This is a genomic window from Burkholderia sp. Ac-20379, from assembly GCF_017104645.1.
Classification (GTDB): Bacteria; Pseudomonadota; Gammaproteobacteria; order Burkholderiales; family Burkholderiaceae; genus Burkholderia.
Window position 1 is genome coordinate 1 of sequence record NZ_JAAGPF010000126.1, and the last position, 20,135, is coordinate 20,135.

20 protein-coding genes and 4 pseudogenes are annotated in these 20,135 nt (G+C 62.3%); 5 read left to right on the top strand and 19 right to left on the bottom strand.

Annotation, left to right across the window (positions count from 1 at the left end):
* The 6 genes and pseudogenes from G3N92_RS17495 to G3N92_RS17520 form a co-directional block, all read right to left on the bottom strand.
* Nucleotides 1-295, bottom strand: a pseudogene (locus G3N92_RS17495) (phosphohydrolase); the annotation flags it as partial.
* Nucleotides 296-361: 66 nt separating this feature from the next.
* On the bottom strand, nt 362-799 hold the full coding sequence (locus G3N92_RS17500; RefSeq protein ID WP_206128797.1) for a DoxX family protein: 438 nt from the start codon (nt 797-799) through the stop codon (nt 362-364).
* Nucleotides 800-811: 12 nt separating this feature from the next.
* Entirely contained in the window at nt 812-2,689 is a 1,878-nt protein-coding gene (locus G3N92_RS17505) for an amidohydrolase (protein ID WP_206128798.1), read from the bottom strand.
* 231 nt (nt 2,690-2,920) lie between these two features.
* Complete coding sequence (locus G3N92_RS17510; RefSeq protein ID WP_206128799.1) at nt 2,921-3,553, bottom strand: hydrolase; 633 nt, start codon at nt 3,551-3,553, stop codon at nt 2,921-2,923.
* Between the two features lie 237 nt (nt 3,554-3,790).
* Nucleotides 3,791-4,240, bottom strand: a complete 450-nt coding sequence (locus G3N92_RS17515) for a hypothetical protein (RefSeq protein ID WP_206128800.1) — start codon at nt 4,238-4,240, stop codon at nt 3,791-3,793.
* A 48-nt stretch (nt 4,241-4,288) separates the two neighbouring features.
* Nucleotides 4,289-7,024, bottom strand: coding sequence for an HD domain-containing phosphohydrolase (locus G3N92_RS17520; RefSeq protein ID WP_346778326.1), 2,736 nt, complete (start codon nt 7,022-7,024; stop codon nt 4,289-4,291).
* A gap of 78 nt (nt 7,025-7,102) precedes the next feature.
* Between G3N92_RS17520 and G3N92_RS17525 the strand changes: the two genes are divergently transcribed.
* Both G3N92_RS17525 and G3N92_RS17530 read left to right on the top strand, forming a co-directional pair.
* On the top strand, nt 7,103-7,462 hold the full coding sequence (locus G3N92_RS17525; RefSeq protein WP_339385767.1) for a hypothetical protein: 360 nt from the start codon (nt 7,103-7,105) through the stop codon (nt 7,460-7,462).
* A gap of 254 nt (nt 7,463-7,716) precedes the next feature.
* Nucleotides 7,717-9,330: an FAD-dependent oxidoreductase gene (locus tag G3N92_RS17530; protein WP_206128803.1), complete on the top strand. Its 1,614-nt coding sequence runs from the start codon at nt 7,717-7,719 to the stop codon at nt 9,328-9,330.
* A gap of 63 nt (nt 9,331-9,393) precedes the next feature.
* Here the strand turns inward: G3N92_RS17530 and G3N92_RS17535 are convergent, their stop codons facing one another.
* Nucleotides 9,394-10,161, bottom strand: coding sequence for a hypothetical protein (locus tag G3N92_RS17535; protein ID WP_206128804.1), 768 nt, complete (start codon nt 10,159-10,161; stop codon nt 9,394-9,396).
* Between the two features lie 304 nt (nt 10,162-10,465).
* Here G3N92_RS17535 and G3N92_RS17540 point away from each other — a divergent pair, with 304 nt between their 5' ends.
* The 3 genes from G3N92_RS17540 (at nt 10,466) to G3N92_RS17550 (ending at nt 13,998) form a co-directional block, all read left to right on the top strand.
* Nucleotides 10,466-12,688 carry a TonB-dependent siderophore receptor gene (locus tag G3N92_RS17540; RefSeq protein ID WP_206128805.1) on the top strand — a complete coding sequence of 741 codons (2,223 nt, stop codon included), beginning with the start codon at nt 10,466-10,468 and terminating at the stop codon, nt 12,686-12,688.
* Nucleotides 12,689-12,815: 127 nt separating this feature from the next.
* Entirely contained in the window at nt 12,816-13,268 is a 453-nt protein-coding gene (locus tag G3N92_RS17545; protein WP_206128806.1) for an acetyltransferase, read from the top strand.
* Nucleotides 13,269-13,455: 187 nt separating this feature from the next.
* Nucleotides 13,456-13,998, top strand: coding sequence for an RNA 2'-phosphotransferase (locus G3N92_RS17550; protein WP_206128807.1), 543 nt, complete (start codon nt 13,456-13,458; stop codon nt 13,996-13,998).
* 212 nt (nt 13,999-14,210) lie between these two features.
* Here G3N92_RS17550 and G3N92_RS17555 read toward each other — a convergent pair whose 3' ends face one another.
* The 12 genes and pseudogenes from G3N92_RS17555 to G3N92_RS35530 form a co-directional block, all read right to left on the bottom strand.
* Nucleotides 14,211-14,573: a hypothetical protein gene (locus tag G3N92_RS17555; RefSeq protein WP_206128808.1), complete on the bottom strand. Its 363-nt coding sequence runs from the start codon at nt 14,571-14,573 to the stop codon at nt 14,211-14,213.
* Nucleotides 14,574-14,806: 233 nt separating this feature from the next.
* A complete protein-coding gene (locus tag G3N92_RS17560; RefSeq protein WP_206128809.1) occupies nt 14,807-15,091 on the bottom strand; it encodes a hypothetical protein in 285 nt (94 codons plus the stop codon).
* A gap of 216 nt (nt 15,092-15,307) precedes the next feature.
* A complete protein-coding gene (locus G3N92_RS17565; protein ID WP_206128810.1) occupies nt 15,308-15,655 on the bottom strand; it encodes a hypothetical protein in 348 nt (115 codons plus the stop codon).
* Nucleotides 15,656-15,793: 138 nt separating this feature from the next.
* Nucleotides 15,794-16,027, bottom strand: coding sequence for a barstar family protein (locus tag G3N92_RS35525; protein ID WP_206128811.1), 234 nt, complete (start codon nt 16,025-16,027; stop codon nt 15,794-15,796).
* Between the two features lie 538 nt (nt 16,028-16,565).
* Nucleotides 16,566-16,811, bottom strand: a pseudogene (locus G3N92_RS17575) (transposase); the annotation flags it as partial.
* Nucleotides 16,812-16,946: 135 nt separating this feature from the next.
* Nucleotides 16,947-17,351 carry a hypothetical protein gene (locus G3N92_RS17580; RefSeq protein WP_206128812.1) on the bottom strand — a complete coding sequence of 135 codons (405 nt, stop codon included), beginning with the start codon at nt 17,349-17,351 and terminating at the stop codon, nt 16,947-16,949.
* Between the two features lie 353 nt (nt 17,352-17,704).
* A pseudogene (locus tag G3N92_RS35005) lies at nt 17,705-17,868 on the bottom strand (transposase); the annotation flags it as partial.
* A 63-nt stretch (nt 17,869-17,931) separates the two neighbouring features.
* On the bottom strand, nt 17,932-18,318 hold the full coding sequence (locus G3N92_RS17590) for a hypothetical protein (RefSeq protein WP_206128814.1): 387 nt from the start codon (nt 18,316-18,318) through the stop codon (nt 17,932-17,934).
* Between the two features lie 4 nt (nt 18,319-18,322).
* Nucleotides 18,323-18,616, bottom strand: coding sequence for a DUF1330 domain-containing protein (locus tag G3N92_RS17595; RefSeq protein ID WP_206128815.1), 294 nt, complete (start codon nt 18,614-18,616; stop codon nt 18,323-18,325).
* 371 nt (nt 18,617-18,987) lie between these two features.
* Nucleotides 18,988-19,644: a hypothetical protein gene (locus G3N92_RS17600; RefSeq protein ID WP_206128816.1), complete on the bottom strand. Its 657-nt coding sequence runs from the start codon at nt 19,642-19,644 to the stop codon at nt 18,988-18,990.
* Nucleotides 19,645-19,664: 20 nt separating this feature from the next.
* Nucleotides 19,665-20,007, bottom strand: a pseudogene (locus G3N92_RS17605) (integrase core domain-containing protein); the annotation flags it as partial.
* 36 nt (nt 20,008-20,043) lie between these two features.
* The coding region (locus G3N92_RS35530; RefSeq protein WP_339385770.1) for an IS3 family transposase at nt 20,044-20,135 on the bottom strand (92 nt) is incomplete at its 5' end.

A 20,135-nucleotide genomic window follows, 5' to 3' on the forward strand; every position in this document is an offset into this window, starting at 1 on the left:
TCAGCGCCCGCGCGGCATCGGCGCTGTCCAGCTCGTAGCGCAGCATCGAGTGCGCATACGCCGCGCTCAATCCCATGTTCGCGTACAGCGCGCCCACGAACAGCAGCCCCGCATCGCACGCCAGCCCGTCGCGCCGCGCGCTCAAGGCCGCGAACACGAACACGCGGCGCGCGTGCCCCAGCAGCACCGCCGGCAACGCGGCGCACGCGCTCTGCTCGGCGGCCACCGCCACCGGCGTGCCCGGAATCGGCACGCCCGCCACCTCGCCGCCGGCGCTCGACAACGCAGTTCGCATGACCCTCTTCTCTCTCTCTCGCCTGATATTGGTTGGCGTGTTATCGCGTGCCGCCCGGCCGCGCGTTCAACGCGCGAGGCGCAGCCGATCCGGCCAGGCGATCCGGTAGCGGCCCGGCCCGCCGATCGCCACCGTGCCGAACAGGATCAGCAGCATCCAGGCGAACTGCCCCTGCTCCAGCGTCCAGTCGGGGTGCACCAGCACCAGCGCCACCGCGGTCACCGCCAGGATCGGCAGCGCGGCCAGCCGCGTGAAGATGCCCGCGATCATCAGCAGCGGGCACACCACCTCGGCGAAGATCGCGAAGCCGAGCGTGAGCGGCGCGCCCAGATGCAGCGGATCCTCGATCACGGCCAGTTGCGCGCCCACATGCAGCGCCTTCGGCAGGCCGTGCACCAGCAGCACCAGCACGCTTGCCGCCACGCGCAGGAACAGCAGCGCGGCATCGGCCGGCGTGGGCGCGGGATCGCCGGCGCGCCGCGCGCCGCTCTCGTTCAGCGTCATCGTCAGGTCTCCTCAGAACGCGAAGCAGCTGCAGCCGAGCGCACCCCAGAACGCGTTCGCGTCGGAAACCGGCGCGTTGCTGCGCCAGGCCCAGCCGTGGCCGTGCTGGTGCACGCCGCACAGGTTCACGCAGCCGTCGGCGCAGGCGCGCTCGAGCGGCGCGACCGGGCGATAGCGCGCGTAGCCGCCGAATTCCGCCACCGGCGACCAGCTCGGGCTGACCGGCAGCGCGGGCGGGCCGAATCGTTCGAATTCCTGATCGGCGTACACCACGCGGCCGTTGACCACCGTCATCACCGATTCGAGGTGCTTGATGGATTCCTCCTCGATCGTGAAGAAATCGTCGGTCAGCACGGCGAAATCGGCGTATTGGCCGGGGATCAGCGCGCCCTTCTTGTCGTCGTCGTTCGAGAACCAGGCGCTGCCGACCGTGTAGCGGCGCAGCGCTTCCATGCGCTCCAGGCGGTCGCGCGCGGCATACATCGGCGTGCCGCCGACGGTGCGGCCCGACACCAGCCAGTACAGCGATACGAACGGGTTATAGCTGGCCACGCGCGTGGCGTCGGTGCCCGCGCCCACCGGCAGGCCGGCTTCGAGCATCTTGCGCACCGGCGGCGTCTGCGCCGCGGCTTCCGCGCCGTAACGCGCGATGAAGTATTCGCCCTGGAACGCCATGCGGTGCTGCACGGCGATGCCGCCGCCGAGCGCCGCGATCCGCTCGATGTTGCGGTCCGAGATCGTCTCGCAGTGGTCGAAGAACCAGCGCAGGCCATCGAACGGGATGTCGGCGTTGACGCGCTCGAACACGTCGAGGAAGCGCGAAATCGATTCGTCGTAGGTGGCGTGCAGGCGGAACGGCCAGCGGTTCGCGGCCAGCAGGCGCACCACGTCCTCCAGCTCCTGCTCCATCGTGTCGGCCAGATCCGGGCGCGGCTCCAGGAAATCCTCGAAATCGGCCGCCGAGAACACCAGCATCTCGCCCGCGCCGTTGACCTTCAGGAAATCGTCGCCGTCGCCGGGGCGCGTGACCTTCACCCACTTGGCGAAATCCTCGATCTCGCGCTTGGCGTTCTGCGTGAACAGGTTGTAGGCAATCCGAACCGTCAGGTGATCCTGCTTGGCCAGATCCATGATCACGGCGTAATCGTCCGGGTAGGCCTGGTAGCCGCCGCCCGCGTCGATCGCGCTGGTCACGCCGAGCCGGTTCAGCTCGCGCATGAACTGGCGCGTGGAATTCTTCTGATCCTCGAGCGGCAGCTTCGGGCCTTTGGCCAGCGTGGCGTACAGCAGGCCCGCGTTGGGCCGCGCGATCAGCATGCCGGTGGGGTTGCCGCGCCGGTCGCGCTGAATCTCCCCGCCGGGCGGGTTCGGCGTGTCGCGGTCGTAGCCCACCGCGCGCAGCGCCGCCGCGTTGAGCAGCGCGCTGTCGTACAGGTGCAGGATGAACACCGGCGTGTCGGGCGCGATCGCGTTGATCTCGTCGAGCGTCGGGCCGCGCTTCTCGGCGAACTGGAATTCGTTCCAGCCGCCCACCACGCGCACCCATTGCGGGGCGGGCGTGCGCGCCACCTGCGCGCGCAGCATTGCCAGCGCGTCGTGCAGCGAGGGCACGCCGTCCCAGCGCAGCTCCATGTTGAAGTTCAGGCCGCCGCGAATCACGTGCAGGTGCGAATCGTTCAGGCCGGGAATCACGGTGCGGCCCTGCAGATCGATGCGTCGCGCATCGTCGCGCGCCCATTGCATGACCTGCGCGTCGCTGCCCGTGGCGACGATCTTGCCGCCGGCCGACGCCAGCGCCGTGACGAACGAACGCTGCGCGTCCTGGGTGGCGATCTTGCCGTTGTAGATCACCAGATCGGCGATCCGCGCTGCGGGTTCGGGGGTGTTCATCGTCGCTCTCCTCGAGGCGTCACGGCGAATCGCGTCGGATCGCGTGACGGATGACGGCGCGCGCCGGCCGCGCGCGCGAGGTCCGCCGCGCCGCCGCTGCTGCTGCCGTCGTGGAATTCGTGGGCCCGGTGCGCGGCGGCCCGGCCGCAGGGCCGGCCGCGTGGCGCGCCGGGCGATTCAACCGAATCGGGCGCATGCGGCGGCCGAAGCCGCACGCACGCGCCGCGGGCATCAGCCCTCGCTGGCGTGTTCGCCGAGGATCTGCTTGGCGTAGCGCACGCCGATGCCGTAGGCGCTGTGCGCCTTGAAGATGTCCATGCAACCTTCGTACGTGGCGCTGCGCGCCCAGTCGCGTTGCAGTTCGCACATGAACTGCAGCGAGGTGGTCGGCACGGCGCCGGCCTGGATCACGCGCTGCACGGCGCGCTCGTGCGCCTCTTCGGTGACGTCGCCGCAGGCGTCGGTCGGCACGTAGATCTCGAAGCCTTCGGCCAGCATCTGCACGGTCGGAAACGCGACGCACACTTCGGTCCACAGGCCGGCGATCACGATCTTCTTGCGGCCCGTGGCCTTGATCGCTTCACGGAAGCCGGCGTCTTCCCACGAGTTCATCGAGGTGCGGTCGATCGGCTTGTTGTCCGGGAACACCGACTGCACTTCCGACAGCAGGTGGCCGCTGAAGCTTTCGGCCGCGATCGTGGTCAGCACGGTCGGCACCTTGAACAGCTTGGCCGCCTTGGCGAGGATCTGCACGTTGTGCATGATCGTGGTGCGTTCGTGCGAATGCGTGCCGAGGAACATCTGCGGCTGGTGGTCGATGAGCGCGAGCGCGCAGTTGTCGGGGGTCAGCAGTTCGTAGGCCATCGAGAGCTCCGTTGAGGTGGCGGTGAAGGTGGCAGTGAATCGGGACGATTCGAAGCCGGGCCGGCCGCGCCGCGTGGTGCGGCGGGCCGTTGCGATCGGTGGCCAGATTACGGAGCGCGGACCTGAAAGTCCTGTTGGAAAGCTGAAACAGGCTGAAGACTGCTGAAGGCGGGGGCAAGGCGGCCCGGGGCGGGCCTGAAATAAGTGCGGACGCTGGCGCTGCCAACGTTGGCGGCGTTACCGGCGGCGCCAGCGCTCGCGTTCGCGCGAACGCTCGTCGAGCCGCGCCACGTCCTCGTCGAACGCCGCGTATTGCGCACTGCAGAACAATTGGCAGAGCCGGTCGACGTCGGCGCGCGACGCCACGTCGAACGTGACGACGTCGCGCTCGATGCTCGGCTTGCCGAACCCGAAGCGCGGCTTCTTCTCGCGCATCGCCACGGCGTTCAGCTGGAAATCCTGAGCGAGATCGGTGCCGAGCGCGCTGATCCACAATTCGCGCTGATCGCCGGTATGGCGCAGCACCAGCGCGGGCAGCGGGCCGCTCTGGTCGTCGTCCCACTGCGCCAATTGCTGCGCCCACGGAAACTGCTCGAGCGCGCGGATGAAGCCGGCGTAATCGGTGGGGCCTTGCGGATCCAGTTGCGAATCGTCGTCACCGGTTTTCTGAATCGCGTAAGTCAGCATGGCGAAGTTTCCGTTTCAGGGAAAGGAAACGCCACTATACGCCGCCGTTCAGGCCGCCTCGTAGGCCGCCGGCGCCAGATAGCGCGCGATATCCACCTCGTCGATCTGCTCGGGCTGCATGAAGCGCCGTGCGTAGTCGAGATGGACGCCCGAGCGCAGGAACAGGCCGAACAGTTCGGCGTCGATATGCTGCGCCTCGCACATCGACGCCATGATCGCGATCGCCTCGGACAGCGTCTTGCCGCGCTTGTACGGCCGGTCGCCGGCCGTCAGCGCCTCGAAGATGTCGGCGATCGCCATCATTCGCGCGAGCGGGCTCATCTCGTCGCCGCGCAGCCCCTTCGGGTAGCCGGTGCCGTCCATCTTCTCGTGATGGCCGCCGGCGATTTCGGGCACGTTGCGCATGTGACGCGGAAACGGCAGTTGCGACAGCATCATGATGGTCTGCAGCATGTGCTCGTTGATCTTGAAGCGCTCCTCCTCGGAGAGCGTGCCGCGCGACACCGACAGGTTGTACAGCTCGCCGCGATTGAACAGCAGCTCGGGCACGCGCATCCGGAAACCCCAGCGGTTGTCGGGCGAATCGAACGGCGCGACCGCGCTCTCGCGCTCGATGCGATGCTCGGCCTTGTCGGCCAGCAGCGGCTCGCGCACCGGCAGCGGGCCGCGCGGCGCGCGCGCCTGGCGCTTGCGCTCGTCCTCGGACACGCCGAGCCGGTCGTCGAGCGTGCGCCGCCAGGTGCGTTGGCCGATCCGTTCGAGCCGCTCGATGCGGGCCGGATCCATGAACTCGCCGCCCTCGTTGCAGGCGGCCACGAACGCGAAATCGTCGTCGATCGCGCGCAGCCGCGCATCGCGCGTGTGCGCCGCCTGCGCACGGTCCATGCCGGCCTCGATGGCCTTCAGGCAATCGATCTCCGCCTCGCACTTGAGCACCTCGAAGCGCATGCGGACCTCGTGAATCCGGTCGTACAGCGTTTCGAGCTTGGTGGCCTTGTCGATCACGTATTCAGGCGTGGTGATCTTGCCGCAATCGTGCAGCCAGGCCGCGACATGCAGTTCTTCCCACTGCTGCGCATCGAGATCGAAATCGCGCCACGGGCCTTCGCGCGCGCTGCAGGCCGCCTGCGCGAGCATCTTGGTCAGCTCGGGCACGCGGTTGCAGTGGCCGCCCGTGTGCGGGCTCTTCGCGTCGATGGCCTTGGCGATCAGCTGGATGAACGATTCGAACAGCGCGCGCTGCATCTTGATCAGCTCGCGCGTTTCGATCGCGCTGACGAACAGGCCGGTCAGCTCCGCGATGAACGACAGCTGCATTTCCTCGAGCGGCTTCGAATGCAGCAGCACGAACGCGCCCACCAGCACGCCCTCGCGGTTCACGAGCGGCACCACGGCCGCGTCGCCCGCGCCGAGCCGGAAGTACGAGAAGCCGGCCTGCAGGATCTCCGTATTCGACAGCGTTCCCGCGAGCGCGCGGTTCCCGGCCAGCGCCGCGCGGATCAGCGCCGGCGCGGTGTCCACCGCGAGCGGCTTGAGCGCTTCGTCCACGGCCGCGCGCCGCGTGTCGCGCGCGGCGGCCGGTTGCAGCACCGTGCCGTCGTCGTTCGCCAGATAGAGCACGCCGGCATCGGCATGCGCCTCGGCCAGCATCTCGGTCAGCAGCATCGGCATCAGCCGTTCGAAATCGGGCTCGGCGGCCACCGCCTGGATCGTGTCGAGAAAGCGCCGGATGGTGCGCTTCATCTCCTCCATGCGCGCGGCCAGCCGGTCGATCTCGCTGATGTGCGTGGTGGCGATCTCGCCGCCCGGCGCCAGCTCGAAGCGGCGCACCGTGTCGGCCTGCGCGGCCAGCTTCTTCAACGGGCGCGCGATGATCGCGCCGAACCACCACGTGACCGGCACCGACAGCGCGAGAATCGCCAGCGTGACGATGCCCACCACCAGGCGCCGCTCGTCGGCTTCGCGCAGCAGATCGCGCTGGCGGATCGCGGAGGTCAGGTACAGCGGCTCGACCTCGTCGAACGTCAGCCGGTTCGCCGTCATGTGCCACGGCTCGCCGTCCGCCTCGATCACGCTGGCGTGCCAGTTGGCGCGGCCCACGTCGCGAATGCCCGCGGCCATGCGCGCCAGCACCGGCACCTGCGCCATTTCCTCGCGGCTCACGAGGCGATGCGCGTCGTCCGTCGCGCCGTGCACCGGCCCGGCCTGCCAGGTCGAGGCGACCAGTTGCCCGTCCGCGCCCAGCAGCGCGAAACTCAGGCCGGGCAACGCGTTGCGTGCGACGAGCGTTTGCTGGAGCGTGTCGAGATTGACGTCGCAGCCCACCACCGCGCGGCCGTCCGGCGCGGCGAACGCCAGCGTGGTGCCCACTTCGCGCACCGACGAGAACACGTAGGGCGCGGTGCGGATCAGCCGTTTGCGCTCGATCGCCTGCCGGTACCACGGGCGCGTGCGCGGATCGAACTCGGCCGGATAGTCGGGGTGCGCGACATCCGCGATCACGTGCAGATCGGCGTCGAAATACAGGAAGTGGCCGGCGGCGGGCGATACGGAATGATCGATCGTCTGCAATGCGAAGCGTGCCGCGTCCGGCGCCTGAAGGCCGCGGCGCTGCACGTCGCTGCGAATCGCGCGAAACATGAAGAAATCGCCGTTCGCATAACCGATATAGATATCCTCCATGCCCGGCGAGGCGAGCAGGATTTCATGCAAAGCGCCGAGCGCGGCCATGCGTTGCGCGGTGGAAGTCGCGCGCACGATATGTCCGTAAGCCAGGGTTTTCACCGCGATCGACGCCGGTGTAAACATCCTTTGGATTTCATTCGCGGTCTCACGGCTCATGTCGCGCACGAGATTCGCCGAGTGATCCTCGAGAATCCGGCGCGAATGATCGTAATCGACCGCGCCGATAAGGCCGCCGATCAGCAACACGACCACGGCGATGAACACCGAGACGTGCAGCCGAAAAGGCAGATGCCAGCGTCTGGCCATCTGCATCCCCGATGCGTATTACTTGTTGTTGGCTGGTCTATTCAAGTCATTACCGGCTTGTTATCCGGTCTGAAAATCCCGGCCAATATACAGGCGACAGTATTGGCTTACAACCGCGCGGACGTGACAAACAGCGGGTTTCGGCGCGCACCCGATAAAATCCGCCCGATAAGCGAATTTCAATACTCCGAAACATCAATTTTTCATATTGGCGTGATGGATGAAACTTGATGGATGAAACTATCCCGCCCTCATATCGGCCTCGCGCCGCCGTTGCGCCGCGCGCGCGGCAATGCTATAAAGCGGCGTCGGAAAAGGCAGACTTGGTCTGGTAAGCCCAAGTCCTTTCGGTAACGAAAGCTCTGGTCTTTGGCCTCGTGCCGGGATCCCCGCGACGAACCCGGCGCCGCCCAGGCGCCCCTCGGTTCGTCCGCGCGGCCCTGGCTCAGGAACGCTCCGGTCGAACCTCGACAACGGAGCTTTCCATGCCCTGCGCTTCCCCTTTGCTTTACGACGTCGCGATCGCGGGCGCCGGCCCGGTCGGCCTGTTTCTGGCCGGCGAACTGCGCCTGCACGGCTGCTCGGTGTGCGTGCTCGAACGAGACGATGCGCCCGGCGCCGCCGGTTCGCCGCTCAAACGCCTGCCGTTCGGCATGCGCGGCCTGAACGCCCCCACGCTCGACGCGTTCCACCGCCGCGGCCTGCTCGACGCAATCGTTGCCGCCCAGCGATCGGGCGACGCCGCGAACCGCGCCAGGGCCGCCGCGCACTGGCAACGGCCGGGCGATGCCGATGGCGCGCACCGGCCCGGCGGTCACTTCGCGGGCATCCCGTTCCATCTCGGCGCGATCGACACGGCGGCCTGGCCGTACAGCCTGCCCTCGCCCGCCGGCTATACGCTGGCGATCGAGCTGGCCGCGCTCGAAGCCGTGCTGGCGCGCCGCGCGAGCGCGCTGGGCGCGGAGATCCGGCACCACTGCCGCGTCGATGGCCTGCACGACGACGGGCAAACCGTCACCGTGCAGGCCGGCGGCGAAACGTTCCGCGCACGCTGGCTGGTGGGCTGCGACGGCGGGCGCAGCACCGTCCGCAAGGCGGCCGGCTTCGACTTCGCCGGCACCGATCCGGAATTCACGGGCTATTCGGTCGAGGCGGAGCTGGCTGGCGCAATCGCCTTGCGCCCAGGCCGGCACGCGACGCCCAACGGTATGTACACCTACGCGCCGCCCGGCACCATCACGCTGGTCGATTTCGACGGCGGCGCATGCCAGCGCCGCCAGCCGATCACGGCCGAGCATGTGCAGGCCGTGTTGCGGCGCGTGACGGGCCTCGATCTCGCCATCGACCGGCTGCACCTGGCCGCTACCTGGACCGACCGCGCACGACAGGCCGGCGCCTACCGCCGCGGCCGCGTGCTGCTGGCGGGCGACGCCGCGCACATCCATTCCCCGCTTGGCGGCCAGGGGCTCAATCTCGGCATCGGCGACGCCATGAACCTCGGCTGGAAGCTGGCCGCCACGCTGCGCGGCGACGCGCCGCCCGGGCTGCTCGACAGCTATGGCAGCGAGCGGCACCCGGTGGGCGCACGCGTGCTCGACTGGTCGCGCGCGCAGGTGGCGTTGATGCGGCCGGACGCCGGCGCACGCGCGCTGGCCGACGTGATCCGCGGCCTGGCGGCCACCCGCGACGGCGCCACGGTTTTCGCCGAACGCGTGTGGGGCGCGACGCTGCGCTACGACCTCGGCGATGCGCATCCGCTGGCCGGGCTGAGCCTGCCCGATTTCACGTTGCGCGACGGCACGCGGGCCGGCAGCCTGTTGCGCGACGGGCGCGGCTTGCTGCTGGAGTTCAGAGAGGACGGGACTTGCGCGCACGACGCGCTGCTGGCGGGTTGGCGCACCCGCGTGCGCCATGTCGTCAGCGATACGAACCACCGGTTCGGGCTGCGCGCCGTGCTGGCGCGGCCGGACGGGTTCGTGGCGTGGGCCACGGACGAAACGAACGACGCGACCGAAGCGGACAAAGAGGACAACCACGCCGCGCTGATCGCGGCGATCCGGCGCTGGTTCGGCGAAGCCGGGCAAACCGGCGCGGGCTAGCGCCTCGCGAACGACGCGCGATCCCTCATTCGTTGCACCCGCAACCGGATCGCGAATCGCCCTTCACAGACACTTCAGCGCCACCTCCGGCCGAACGAATCGGTACGACTCCGTAATCAGTTCGTTCACCTTCAGGCTTTCGCGCTGTTGACGCGCCGCCTCGCGCATCGGGTCGGTGATGTTGACGTTCAGCGCCTGCTGGCGCGAGGCGAAATCCGGATCGCCTTCCTTGATCGGCACGCGCGAGTTCGCCAGCTTCGCCACCGCCTCGGCGGCCAGTTGCGGCTGGTCGAGCACGCGATGCACGTCGCGCTCGCTGCGGCGGTCGTTGCTGCGGATCGTGAAATCCGGCTGATCGACGCGGCCGGTCGGGCTGTAGAACACGGCCGTCATCAACCCTTCCAGCGCGCAATCCTCCTCCTTGCGGCGGTGCACGAGCTCGCGCGCCGGCCGCTCCGGCAGGGCCAGCCGCGTGATGCCGCGATCGTTGAGCGCGCCGAGGATCTCCTGATGATTGTTCGGCACGCACACCTCGCGGCGCGCCGGCCAGAAATCGAAGTTGCCGTAGCCGCCCCACCAGCCGCCCACATGGATCGCGAAAATCTCCGGGTAGATCTTCCGCTCTTCGCGGCGGCTCGGCTTGACGTCGTAGAAGCACATGCAGGCCACCTGGATCAGGTGCGTCGCGCCCAGCGCAGCCAGCGGATCGTAGATCAGGATGCCGAAGCGGTCGTGCGCGTTCCAGTCGGGAAACACGTTCCACTGATTGGCCGGCTTGCCGGCGAACTCCACTTCGTAGAAATCGGTACTCAACGCGCTGATCACATGCATGGCCTTGCCCTTTCCTGTTTCGAGTGTCGTGGGTTCCCGCCCCGCCGGGGAAAACGGTCCGGCGTAGTACAGCATGGCACGCCGTCACGGCGCAATCCGTAGCGCGACACAATCTGGCGCCGCCGGGCCGGCGGCCCTGCCTCGCACGTCGCCGCATGACAACACTTTTGTCCGAATCCGTCGTTTTTTGATTGAATCCGTCGATTTTTATACAACGCACGCAACGACCAACACTACAATTGCGAACGATTCTCGTTATGCAAATGAATCCCATCTACCAACCTTGACCAGAGCCTCAAGCCTTATGCCGCACCGTGGAAACTCGCACACCCTGAGCCGTCGCACCGCCAGCGCCCGCGCCGCCGAAGCGCTGTTCGTCGCCCTGATGGGCGCCGCCGCGCTCCAGAACGCGCAGGCGCAAAGCGCCCCCGCCACGACCGCCGCCCAGCAGGCCGCCCCGGCCGCCGGCGACGCCTCGCAACCGGTGACAGCCGCCCTGCCCGCCGTCTCGATCAAGGCCAAGGCCGCGCCCGGCGAACTGCCGGCGCCTTACGCGGGCGGCCAGCTCGCGCGCGGCGGCAGCGTCGGCGTGCTCGGCACCGCCAACGTGATGAACCAGCCGTTCAGCACGACGAACTACACGGAAGAACTGATACGCGACACGCAGGCGCGCACCATCGCCGACGTGGTGGTCAACAACGCCTCGGTGCGGGCCGAGCAAAGCTCGGGCGGCTTCGGCGACGTGTTCCAGATCCGCGGCTTCGACGTGCAGGCCACCGACGTGGCGCTGAACGGCCTGTACGGCATGGTGTCCGCCGCGCGCGTGCCGGTGAACATGCTCGAGCGCGTGGAAGTGCTCGAAGGCCCTGGCTCGCTCGCCTACGGCATGGGCCCCGGCGGCAGCGTGGGCGGCGCGATCAACATCGTCAGCAAGCGCGCCGACGACACCCCGCTCACGCGCCTCACCGCGCTGTACCAGACCAAGGGCCAATTCGGCGTGGCCGCCGACATCGGCCGCCGCTTCGGCAGCGAAGGCCAGTTCGGCGTGCGCTTCAACGGCCAGATCAAGGACGGCCAGACCGGCATCGCGCACGGCAACCAGCTCCAGGGCGACAGCGCGATCGGCCTCGATTACCGCGGCAAGCAACTGCGGTGGTCGTTCGACGCCTACAACGTGTCCGAAAACACCGACGATCTGAGATCGCAGATCGGCTTCGGTTCCGCCACCACGGTGCCGGCCGTGCCGTCGGCGTACAGCACGCTGTTCCCGGGCGCGCAGCTCAAGCTGCGCGACACCGCGCTGATGACGCGCGCCGAGTACGACATCAACCAGTACGTGACCGTCTACGGCGCGGCGGGCGAGCACTACGGCACGTCGGCGCAGAATTTCCCGTATGCCTCGAATTTGACCTCGACGGGTGCGTTCGACGTGGTCAACGGTTATTACGACCAGTACACGCGCACCAAGACCGTCGACGCCGGCTTCCGCTTCCACTTCGACACGTTCGGCATCAAGCACACGCTGGTGACCGGCGTCACGAGCCTGAACCAGGAAATCGGCTATTTCTACGCCTACGGCGTGAACTCGGTCGCGTCGAACCTGTACAACCCGGTGCCGCTGCCCTCCGTGGGCCTGCCGCGCGGCGACATGCAGCGCAGCAGCCAGACGCACCTGAACAGCCAGCAGGTGATCGACACGATGTCGTTCTTCAACGACCGCGTGCTGCTGACGGGCGGCTTCCGCCGCCAGACGGTCGGTCAGGACAACTACGATCCGACTTCCGGCGCGCTGCAGAGCACGATCGACCAGCAGGCCATCACGCCGCTGGCCGGCTTCGTGGTCAAGCCGCTGTCGAATATTTCGGTGTACGGCAATTTCACGTCGGGCCTGTCGATCAGCAACCCGGCGCCGGTCGGCTCCGCCAACGTGGGGCAGGCATTCGCGCCGTACAAGTCGAATCAGTACGAAGCCGGTGTGAAGGCCGATTGGGGCCGCGTGATGACGCAGGCCGCGATCTTCCAGATCTCGCAGCCGAACGCCGTGACCGACCCGGTCACCAACATCTACAGCTACAACGGCATGACGCGCGTGCGCGGCCTCGAGCTGTCCGCGTACGGGCAAGTCACGCGCGACCTGCGCCTGATGGCCAGCGCGACGTTCTACGATCCGAAGGTGTCGGGCAGCGCCGGCGGCACGCAGGACGGCAACGTGGCGGGCGGCGTGCCAAAGTTCGCGTTCAACCTGGCGGCCGATTACGATCTGCCGTGGGTGCCGGGCCTGAGCGTCAACGGCCGCATCATCCACACCGGTGCGCAGTACTACGATTCGAGCGACGCGCTGCGTCTGCCCGCGTGGACGCGCTACGACGTGGGCCTGCGCTACGCCACGCGCATCGCGTCGAAGGACGTGGTGCTGCGTGCGAACGTCGAGAATATTTTCGGCAGCCGCTACTGGATGCAGCAAGGCACGTACGTGACGAACGCCGCGCCGCGCACGCTGTTGCTGTCGGCGCAGTTCGATTTCTGAGTGTGCCGATTGTGTGTTGATTGATCGGGCGACGCGGAAGGTTCGCGTTGCCGGGATGACAAGCGGGTGGCTTCGGCCACCCGTTTTTTTTATGGCCCGCCGTGGCGGCGAATCTTACAATCTCGTCATGACGACCATTCGACATTCCCGCCCGGACGAGGGCACACGCGCCATCGAGATCTGGCGCCGCGCGGTTGACGCGACCCACGATTTTCTGTCGCCGGAAGATCGCCTCGCGATCGACGAGATGGTTTGCGGTTTCCTGCCGACCGTGCCGCTCTGGCTGGCCGTGGACGCCAACGATTTCGCTTGGGGCTTCATGTTCATCGACAACGGACACATGGCGGCGCTGTTCGTCGACCCGGCTTGCCACGGCACGGGCGTGGGGGCCGCGCTCGTTCGTCATGGGCTCGCGCTGCACCCGAACCTCAGCACCGACGTCAACGAGCAGAATATTCAAGCCTTGGGGTTTTACGAAAGGATGGGCTTCGCGCGCACGGGGCGCTCCGAGCTTGACGGACAGGGGCGGCCTTATCCGATCGTTCATTTGGAATACGGGGGCGGTTCAGATAGTTTCTGACCAGAGGCGGCGCGCTCGGGGACTCGCTTCCGTGGGCGATTTCCGTGATTCGCCTCCCATGGATACAGCACCCTCTTTCGATGACAGGGCGATAGCGATTGTCGCGATGGAACACAGCACCTGCCCCGGACTGCTTGGATCGGGCATCTGAAAATTGAAAAGCCCTTCGCTTTTACACAAAAAGAATATGAGCCAACAACATACTGAGATCAGCAAATTTTTAAGCTTCGTACTCCGGCACCGGCCCGACGCGATCGGCATCACGCTTGACTCGGAAGGCTGGGCCGACATTGCGGCCTTGATCGCCGCTGCCGCCAACGAGGGCAAGCGGCTCGACTTCGGCTTGATTCAAGCCGTGGTGGCAACCAACGACAAGAAGCGCTTCGCAATTTCCGACGACGGGCTGCGCATTCGAGCCGTCCAAGGCCATTCAACGAAAAGCGTCGATATCGCCTATGTCGAAAAACTGCCCCCCGAATTTCTTTACCACGGCACCGCCACCCGGTTCATGGAGTCCATCCGGGACGCGGGGCTGCTGCCTGGCTCGCGCCAATACGTACATCTGTCGCAAGACGAACACACTGCGCTGGCCGTTGGAAAACGGCATGGCAAACCTGTGGTGCTCAAGATCAAAGTCTCGCTGATGCATGAACAAGGATTCAAATTTTTTCAGGCCGAGAACGGCGTTTGGCTGACAAGTGCGGTGCCTGCGCGCTTTATCGTGGAATGAGAGTGCGGGCTGAACTGCACATTCGGAACGCGACACGAACCCCGGTCGGCCGCTCTTGGGTGACGCCGTGAAAACTGGAAGCAGCGGCTCCAGTGCCGCCCACAACCCCTTGCTAATTTTTCGGTTCGCCATGCCGTGGGGATATGGCGGCGGACATCTCATGCCCAGATTGTGTCAGTGCCTGTAAGGCTGTGGCGGGAATTTGGCTAGTCTTAAATAGGATAGCTTTGCGGGCCACGGGCAGATTTAACGAACTCGCCGCCACCATCGATCCGCCTTAGCAACTCAACGGTTAGAAGTTCATACACATCAGGCGAATAGGTATCAGTCGGCACAAACTGCACCTCGGAAATAGAATAATTTCTTCCGAATTCAGAGTTAAATCTAGATAATCCACAAATTACCTGCCTCTCCACATCTCGCCCGTCGATTCGATGTACATCGTCGGCCCCGACCGTCAACGGAACAACCTTCGTTTTTTCGGCAAAATTGGAAAGGCGAATCCCCAAAAAATTATGTTTGGGCCCCGTTATTCGGGCCACCTTGTAGAATTCTCCATCGAATATAAATTGCATATAGCATTCCCGCGGACTTTCAGCCCCTCTTCTCTCTGCCGCATCATCCGCCTAACTTGCTCCCGACTAGCCGACAGCCTAGCCCTGGAGATTTGTGATTTTAATTGATGCACTTCGATCATTCATGCAAACCTTCCGCCTGCCAAGGCTTTAGATTTACCAGAAATCTCCCGTCTTCACCGCTACGGGTTTTCGGTGGGAGGTCAACCGGTTGCCGCCCCGCCAACTTACGCCTAAATAGGCGAATCCTCATCAGCTATCGCTTTGGGTAGAAACTCACGGCCACGTCTCGCCACCTCCTCCCACTGCTCAATCGACAGCGCAACGCTCCTGTCACTCACATAAAAATTCAACGCCAATCTCTTTTCATTCGTAATTGATATTTCCATAAATGGATTGCTCTCACCATCCAAATAAACGCAGATGTACGGATACTGACTATTTATGTCGCCAACCTTTTCAAAAATCAATCCGAAGTTCATTTCTGCGCCTTTCCAAATACCAACGATAAAATTCACCTGATGTCGCCCAACTCGTCCCAAGACCATCTGGACGACTTCGAAGTCGGGCGCCGGAATTGAGGCCAGCCCCTTGATCGACCGGAGACGAGCAAAATCTCAAGCGAGCAACGAATCCCAAAGGATATGCTTCGCACTCGACCTGGCACCTCCCCTGTATCGAAAAATACTACCTCATATTACTCGATAACCGCCTTCCACAAGTGACGATTAGCATTAGCGGCCCTTGGCCTTACTTTCACGACTCCGCGGATCATTTTCAACTATACCCAACAGGTCAATCCACCGAGATTCATGCAATGGAAACGATGCCTCTCGCATCGAATCTTTATATGCTCGATGAACTGCATCCGAAAATACACAATAAGACTCTTGATCAAGATCAATTGCAGAAATAAAAGTCATCCCTCCCTCGTCAAGTGGCTCATACACAGCCGAAGCAATAGATTTATATTCAACGGGAAATGCCGCCCTTATCCTCTCAACAAGATAATCAAATTCAAGCGTAGACGTACCCATCATATTATTCTTCGCAATCATAATTGTTCCAGCCATCTTCGTCACCCAATCAAAAAATTCCCAGTCTTCGCCGCTACGATTTTTCTGGGGTAGGCCAAACGCATAAGCGAAGCTATCGCTTCTCTACCTCAATACGAACTCAAATCTCTCCGTTTTTGGCAAACCCGACTCTACATCCTGACGTTAGACCTTGCGCAAAATCTCCACAATTCTCCCAAAATCCTCACTCATTTCTGCTTGTGACATGGAAGACTCACACCAAATAATTCTTACAGGCCACTCAACATTAGCACTCAAGGCGTCCCACAGTGCATCAAGATTCTTTCCGTAATAAGACGGAAAATTCAACGCTTTACCTATCGCAACATGGAAATCAGCCTCGGACCGAATCTGTCGACCGTCAATCCCAACAACCACCTGCCCCCTCCAAACAAATAAAATGAACTACAGTGGTTCGTAGCGATATACCTTAGACCATCACTCGAATAAATCAATCTTATTTCAGGTTGATTTTAGCAAGACTGCACTCGCCATGTCATCGCCCACAATTTTCCTGAAGGCCCAGCTTAAGCCGCATTCAATAACGTTTGCGTTTCGCGCAAAATAACTCCTGCTTCAAACATCAACGTTTCTGGAGACGAATCCAGGGCTTTCCACATGCTTTCATCGGGGTATTTTCTTTCTATCTCTTTGATCAGGTCGAATGCTTGTGCCCCCCGTAGGTAGCGATCAGCAACGTCCTTGTACCATACCAAACTTTGTCGAATTTGGTGATTGAGAATCAGTAGCCGAACTACCTCTCGGTCACGCGCATTCAGCGACCCCGCGAAGTTGTTGACTACCGCTTGAAGGGTATTTGTATTACACATTTCCGTACCTTATCGTGAAGTTACCGTGTACTGAATTCAAGGATTCCACGCCAATAACTTGACCTGCGGCGGAATTTTGTAGCCACTCAAGCAGTGAGTCGGGTGTCGATGTTATCGAATTCCAGCCGGGCTCGACGGGCCGTGGCAGGAGGTTGGTAGCTATGCGCGCTGTGCTGACGCTTTTCGTTGTAAAACTGGCGCTGTTGCTCTATCAGCACCTTGGCCTCTACTCGGCTGCGAAACCATTCCCGGTTCAACAACGCGTCGCGAAGTTTGCCGTTGAAGCTCTCGACGAATCCGTTCTGCCAAGGGCTACCCGCAGTGATAAATGCAGGGCCGACGTAAACTGCTCGATGAATCATATTTTCAGTCAATATTGCTTAATTCAAGCATTGCGGAAATTTTATGTTCGATTAAGTTATCAAAAACAATCCAAACGATATCCATATTTTCAGATATTCCAAATTTCACCCCCCCGAGCCAACAGATTTAGTTGCCGCACTTTCATCAGAAAACAAAATCATTATTCTGGATGAATCGACATAAATCTGAAAATCAAGAACATCATCCATATAACGATTGCCCGGCCAATTTTCAGTGCAAACAATAGGGACCCCATTGGCCAAAACAGTTATGCCATCCAGATTTGGTAGGCCATCTTTTACAGGCCCGAATGAAATCAAGGAACCACCTTCAATCTTTCCGCTTTTACGATCAATCGCAACCTCAAACAAAGTTGAATTCATGTTTCCCGCTCGCCAATAAAAGTGGGGAGCTTTTTCGTCGCCGAGAAATTGAAACGCAAATGGAACATAATCGCCAAACTCTGTCGACACGCCAGCACAAGGAATTTCACCGATGATTTTCAACATATTACTTGGCCTTATATGAATCATGATAAAAATCGGACAATTGATCAGCAGATTTCCGGGGCACGAACATCAACTCCCAGCAAGCCACCTTCATTATCTGGCGATACTGGATTCCATCTGAAACTGCCGCACTTACAGCACCGGAAGGACTTCTTAATTTCTGCTAACTCACCAGCACCACCATATCAGGCGTAAAGTTTTCCGCCTTTGCAGCAGAATACTCAGCGATATGTTTTGTCGCATTTCCATCAATTCTTGGAGGTTTCCGGCCTTAAGATGGGCGAGCCGAAACTCGCACGGCGTCAGATCGCCCAGCGAACTTGCGATCTCACGTCGTTGTAATCCGGCCTTCAGTGCTCGATCTTTTCCCCGGCATCGTCCAGTGACAATAACCCATGCACGTTCAAAAATTCGTCCCGCAAACTACCGTTGATTGATTCGATGAACGGATTATCCATGGGTTTGCCAGGGCGCGAAAGTCCAAGGTCACACCGTTCTCATACGCCCAGTGATCCATTTGGAATACGGGGGAGTTTGAAGACATCGCCCCGATTCAACCCAGTCGCTCGCGGGCAACAGGCTATACAGCCTCGGGCATAACCCACGCTGTCGGCAAATCGGGAAAATGCCCCCATTGCGACCACGAAGCCTCGGCCTGCCCCGCCGGTCGCGACGCCAGCCCCCATTCCGGCGGATCCGGGAACCCATGCCACGTGTTTTGAATGAGGATCAACTCTTCGCCTTCGAAGGTCGCGTAAAAAGCGATGTCGTTCGAGCTGAACCATTCGCGGTCGCGACCGAAAATGCCCGATTGAGGGAAGTCGTGCCAAGGCGTGCACGTCCAATGAATCGGTTTTCTCGCGCGAACATGGAAGCCGAGCTCCTGTGCATCGACAGCCGCGCCCGTCATATTCCAGGGAATCGGCTCCCACGCGGGAAATACATCGTCCCGGCGGTAGAGGTTCACTCGCTCACGCCTGCGTTTCGACAATGAACATCCGCGCTTCCTGCGCCTCACGCCGCTCGGCCTTGATCGGCGTGTATTGCTCGGAATCGTAGAACGCTTGCGCCTGAGCCAGCGTCGGAAACACGAAGATACCGGCCATCGGCAGCGGCACGTCGTCCCCTTCCAGCACCTGAACCACGGGGCCGAAATGAACGATCTTGCCGCCCGCTTCGCGCAAGGCCTCCTGAAAGCGCGGCGCAAGCGCGGCCTGCTTCGCGGGATCGAGCACGCGCAGATTGACATGGACATACGCCGGCATGGTTCCTCCTCTCTAACGCGCGTGGATCGCGCACACGATTAATTAGTGCGTCTCTTATCGAATCGTCGGCCAGTATTCTAATGCAGACTATTTCTTGGGTCAGGGTCATCGCAAGACCAAACAGATCCCACGTGTCGAGCGAATCGCCATAAACCTCCAACTCGCAGCCCTAGGCGAAAAGCCGGCCATCAGGCGAAGCGTTCCCGGCGGGATACAGGGAATCGGGAATCGTCATCGCGATGTTCAGATCAGGTGGATTATTGACGAGCGCGCTTGACCATGCCAATTAGGCTGGCCACGCCAAGGATCAGGCCGTTAAACATGCAAGGCTCAAGAACGTCGCTCATTATTTTGCGGATCAGGCCCGTGCCTCATAAGAAACCTGGCCCGATTTTAGTGTGAGATCCACTGAGAGCAACGGCCGCGACCGGCAAGAGCAACACACCGCCGAGCAGTAAGACACCGTCAGCCGCCACGGTCACCGGGGTTGCGAGCAACCGCAGTCCCATCGCGGCCGGCGACAGTGCCTCCCGAATGTAGACCTTGTAGGGATGGTTAAACGACTGGGCAGACAGGCCTTGCGTGAAGCTGCTGGTCGTGTAGCGCTTGCCTTCAAGCTCACCTTCCAGGGAAAGCTTGCCGTGGGCGCTTTTGAATCCATCACGAGTTGCCGCCTGTTGCTCGTCAACTGGAGCATTGGCTAGCAGCTCGGTCGAATAATGTCCCGTTATAGCATCGCCCTCGACTCGAAAACCAAAGAATGACGATTTCAGTGACTCTCGATAGCGAGACATCAGCACAGCCCGCAGCGTGTCCGGCAGGGCAAAGATATAGTGATACTGCTCGCCCAGTACGACCAGTTGCTTACCGTCTGCCGTGATCATGAAACGGGAGACGGTTTCGGTGTAGTGGTCATCCTTGAACAGCTGTGGCGTGATGCACGCCGATAATAAGAGACTACTCGCGGTTGCAATAAGAAACTGACGCCGCGAAGACCACGTAACGCCATCGTTAGTTTGCTTGTGCATTACTTGACCCTGACTCAGAATTAGTCCCTGTCGGAAGTGAAGATTTCCGGCTTGGTTGAGTCGTCAGGCGAGGCGGATTCTCTTGCCTGACGGGCGAATTCGGCTGGCGTCATCCACTGCAATGAAGCGTGGGGACAAGCCTCGTTATAGTACGTGCGCCAGTGGTCGATTTTGCTTTGCGCGTCGGTTAATGACAAGAACCAATGCGCGTTCAGGCATTCCTGCGCGAACGCGCCCGTTGAAGCTTTCGACCTTGGCATTGTCAGTGGGCGCGCCCGGTCGGCTGAAATCCAGTTCGACGCCGTATTCATACGCCCAACGATCCATTGCCTTCGAGATGAACTCGCTGCCATTGTCGACCTTGTGGACTGCCCAGAGCACACTAGACACGCCTGACCCTCACGCCGCGGCTTGTTCAAAGGCCTCGGGACTCAGGCCGCCAAGATGACTATGGCGACGGGTTCGATTGTAAAAGACCTCGATGTAGTCGA

Excerpts from the sequence above, each read along its gene's own strand:
- G3N92_RS17500 (WP_206128797.1), bottom strand. The coding sequence starts at position 799 with ATGACGCTGAACGAGAGCGGCGCGCGGCGCGCCGGCGATCCCGCGCCC.
- G3N92_RS17505 (WP_206128798.1), bottom strand. The coding sequence starts at position 2,689 with ATGAACACCCCCGAACCCGCAGCGCGGATCGCCGATCTGGTGATCTAC.
- G3N92_RS17510 (WP_206128799.1), bottom strand. The coding sequence starts at position 3,553 with ATGGCCTACGAACTGCTGACCCCCGACAACTGCGCGCTCGCGCTCATC.
- G3N92_RS17515 (WP_206128800.1), bottom strand. The coding sequence starts at position 4,240 with ATGCTGACTTACGCGATTCAGAAAACCGGTGACGACGATTCGCAACTG.
- G3N92_RS17530 (WP_206128803.1), top strand. The coding sequence starts at position 7,717 with ATGCCCTGCGCTTCCCCTTTGCTTTACGACGTCGCGATCGCGGGCGCC.
- G3N92_RS17535 (WP_206128804.1), bottom strand. The coding sequence starts at position 10,161 with ATGCATGTGATCAGCGCGTTGAGTACCGATTTCTACGAAGTGGAGTTC.
- G3N92_RS17540 (WP_206128805.1), top strand. The coding sequence starts at position 10,466 with ATGCCGCACCGTGGAAACTCGCACACCCTGAGCCGTCGCACCGCCAGC.
- G3N92_RS17545 (WP_206128806.1), top strand. The coding sequence starts at position 12,816 with ATGACGACCATTCGACATTCCCGCCCGGACGAGGGCACACGCGCCATC.
- G3N92_RS17550 (WP_206128807.1), top strand. The coding sequence starts at position 13,456 with ATGAGCCAACAACATACTGAGATCAGCAAATTTTTAAGCTTCGTACTC.
- G3N92_RS17555 (WP_206128808.1), bottom strand. The coding sequence starts at position 14,573 with ATGCAATTTATATTCGATGGAGAATTCTACAAGGTGGCCCGAATAACG.
- G3N92_RS17580 (WP_206128812.1), bottom strand. The coding sequence starts at position 17,351 with ATGTTGAAAATCATCGGTGAAATTCCTTGTGCTGGCGTGTCGACAGAG.
- G3N92_RS17595 (WP_206128815.1), bottom strand. The coding sequence starts at position 18,616 with ATGCCGGCGTATGTCCATGTCAATCTGCGCGTGCTCGATCCCGCGAAG.
- G3N92_RS17600 (WP_206128816.1), bottom strand. The coding sequence starts at position 19,644 with ATGCACAAGCAAACTAACGATGGCGTTACGTGGTCTTCGCGGCGTCAG.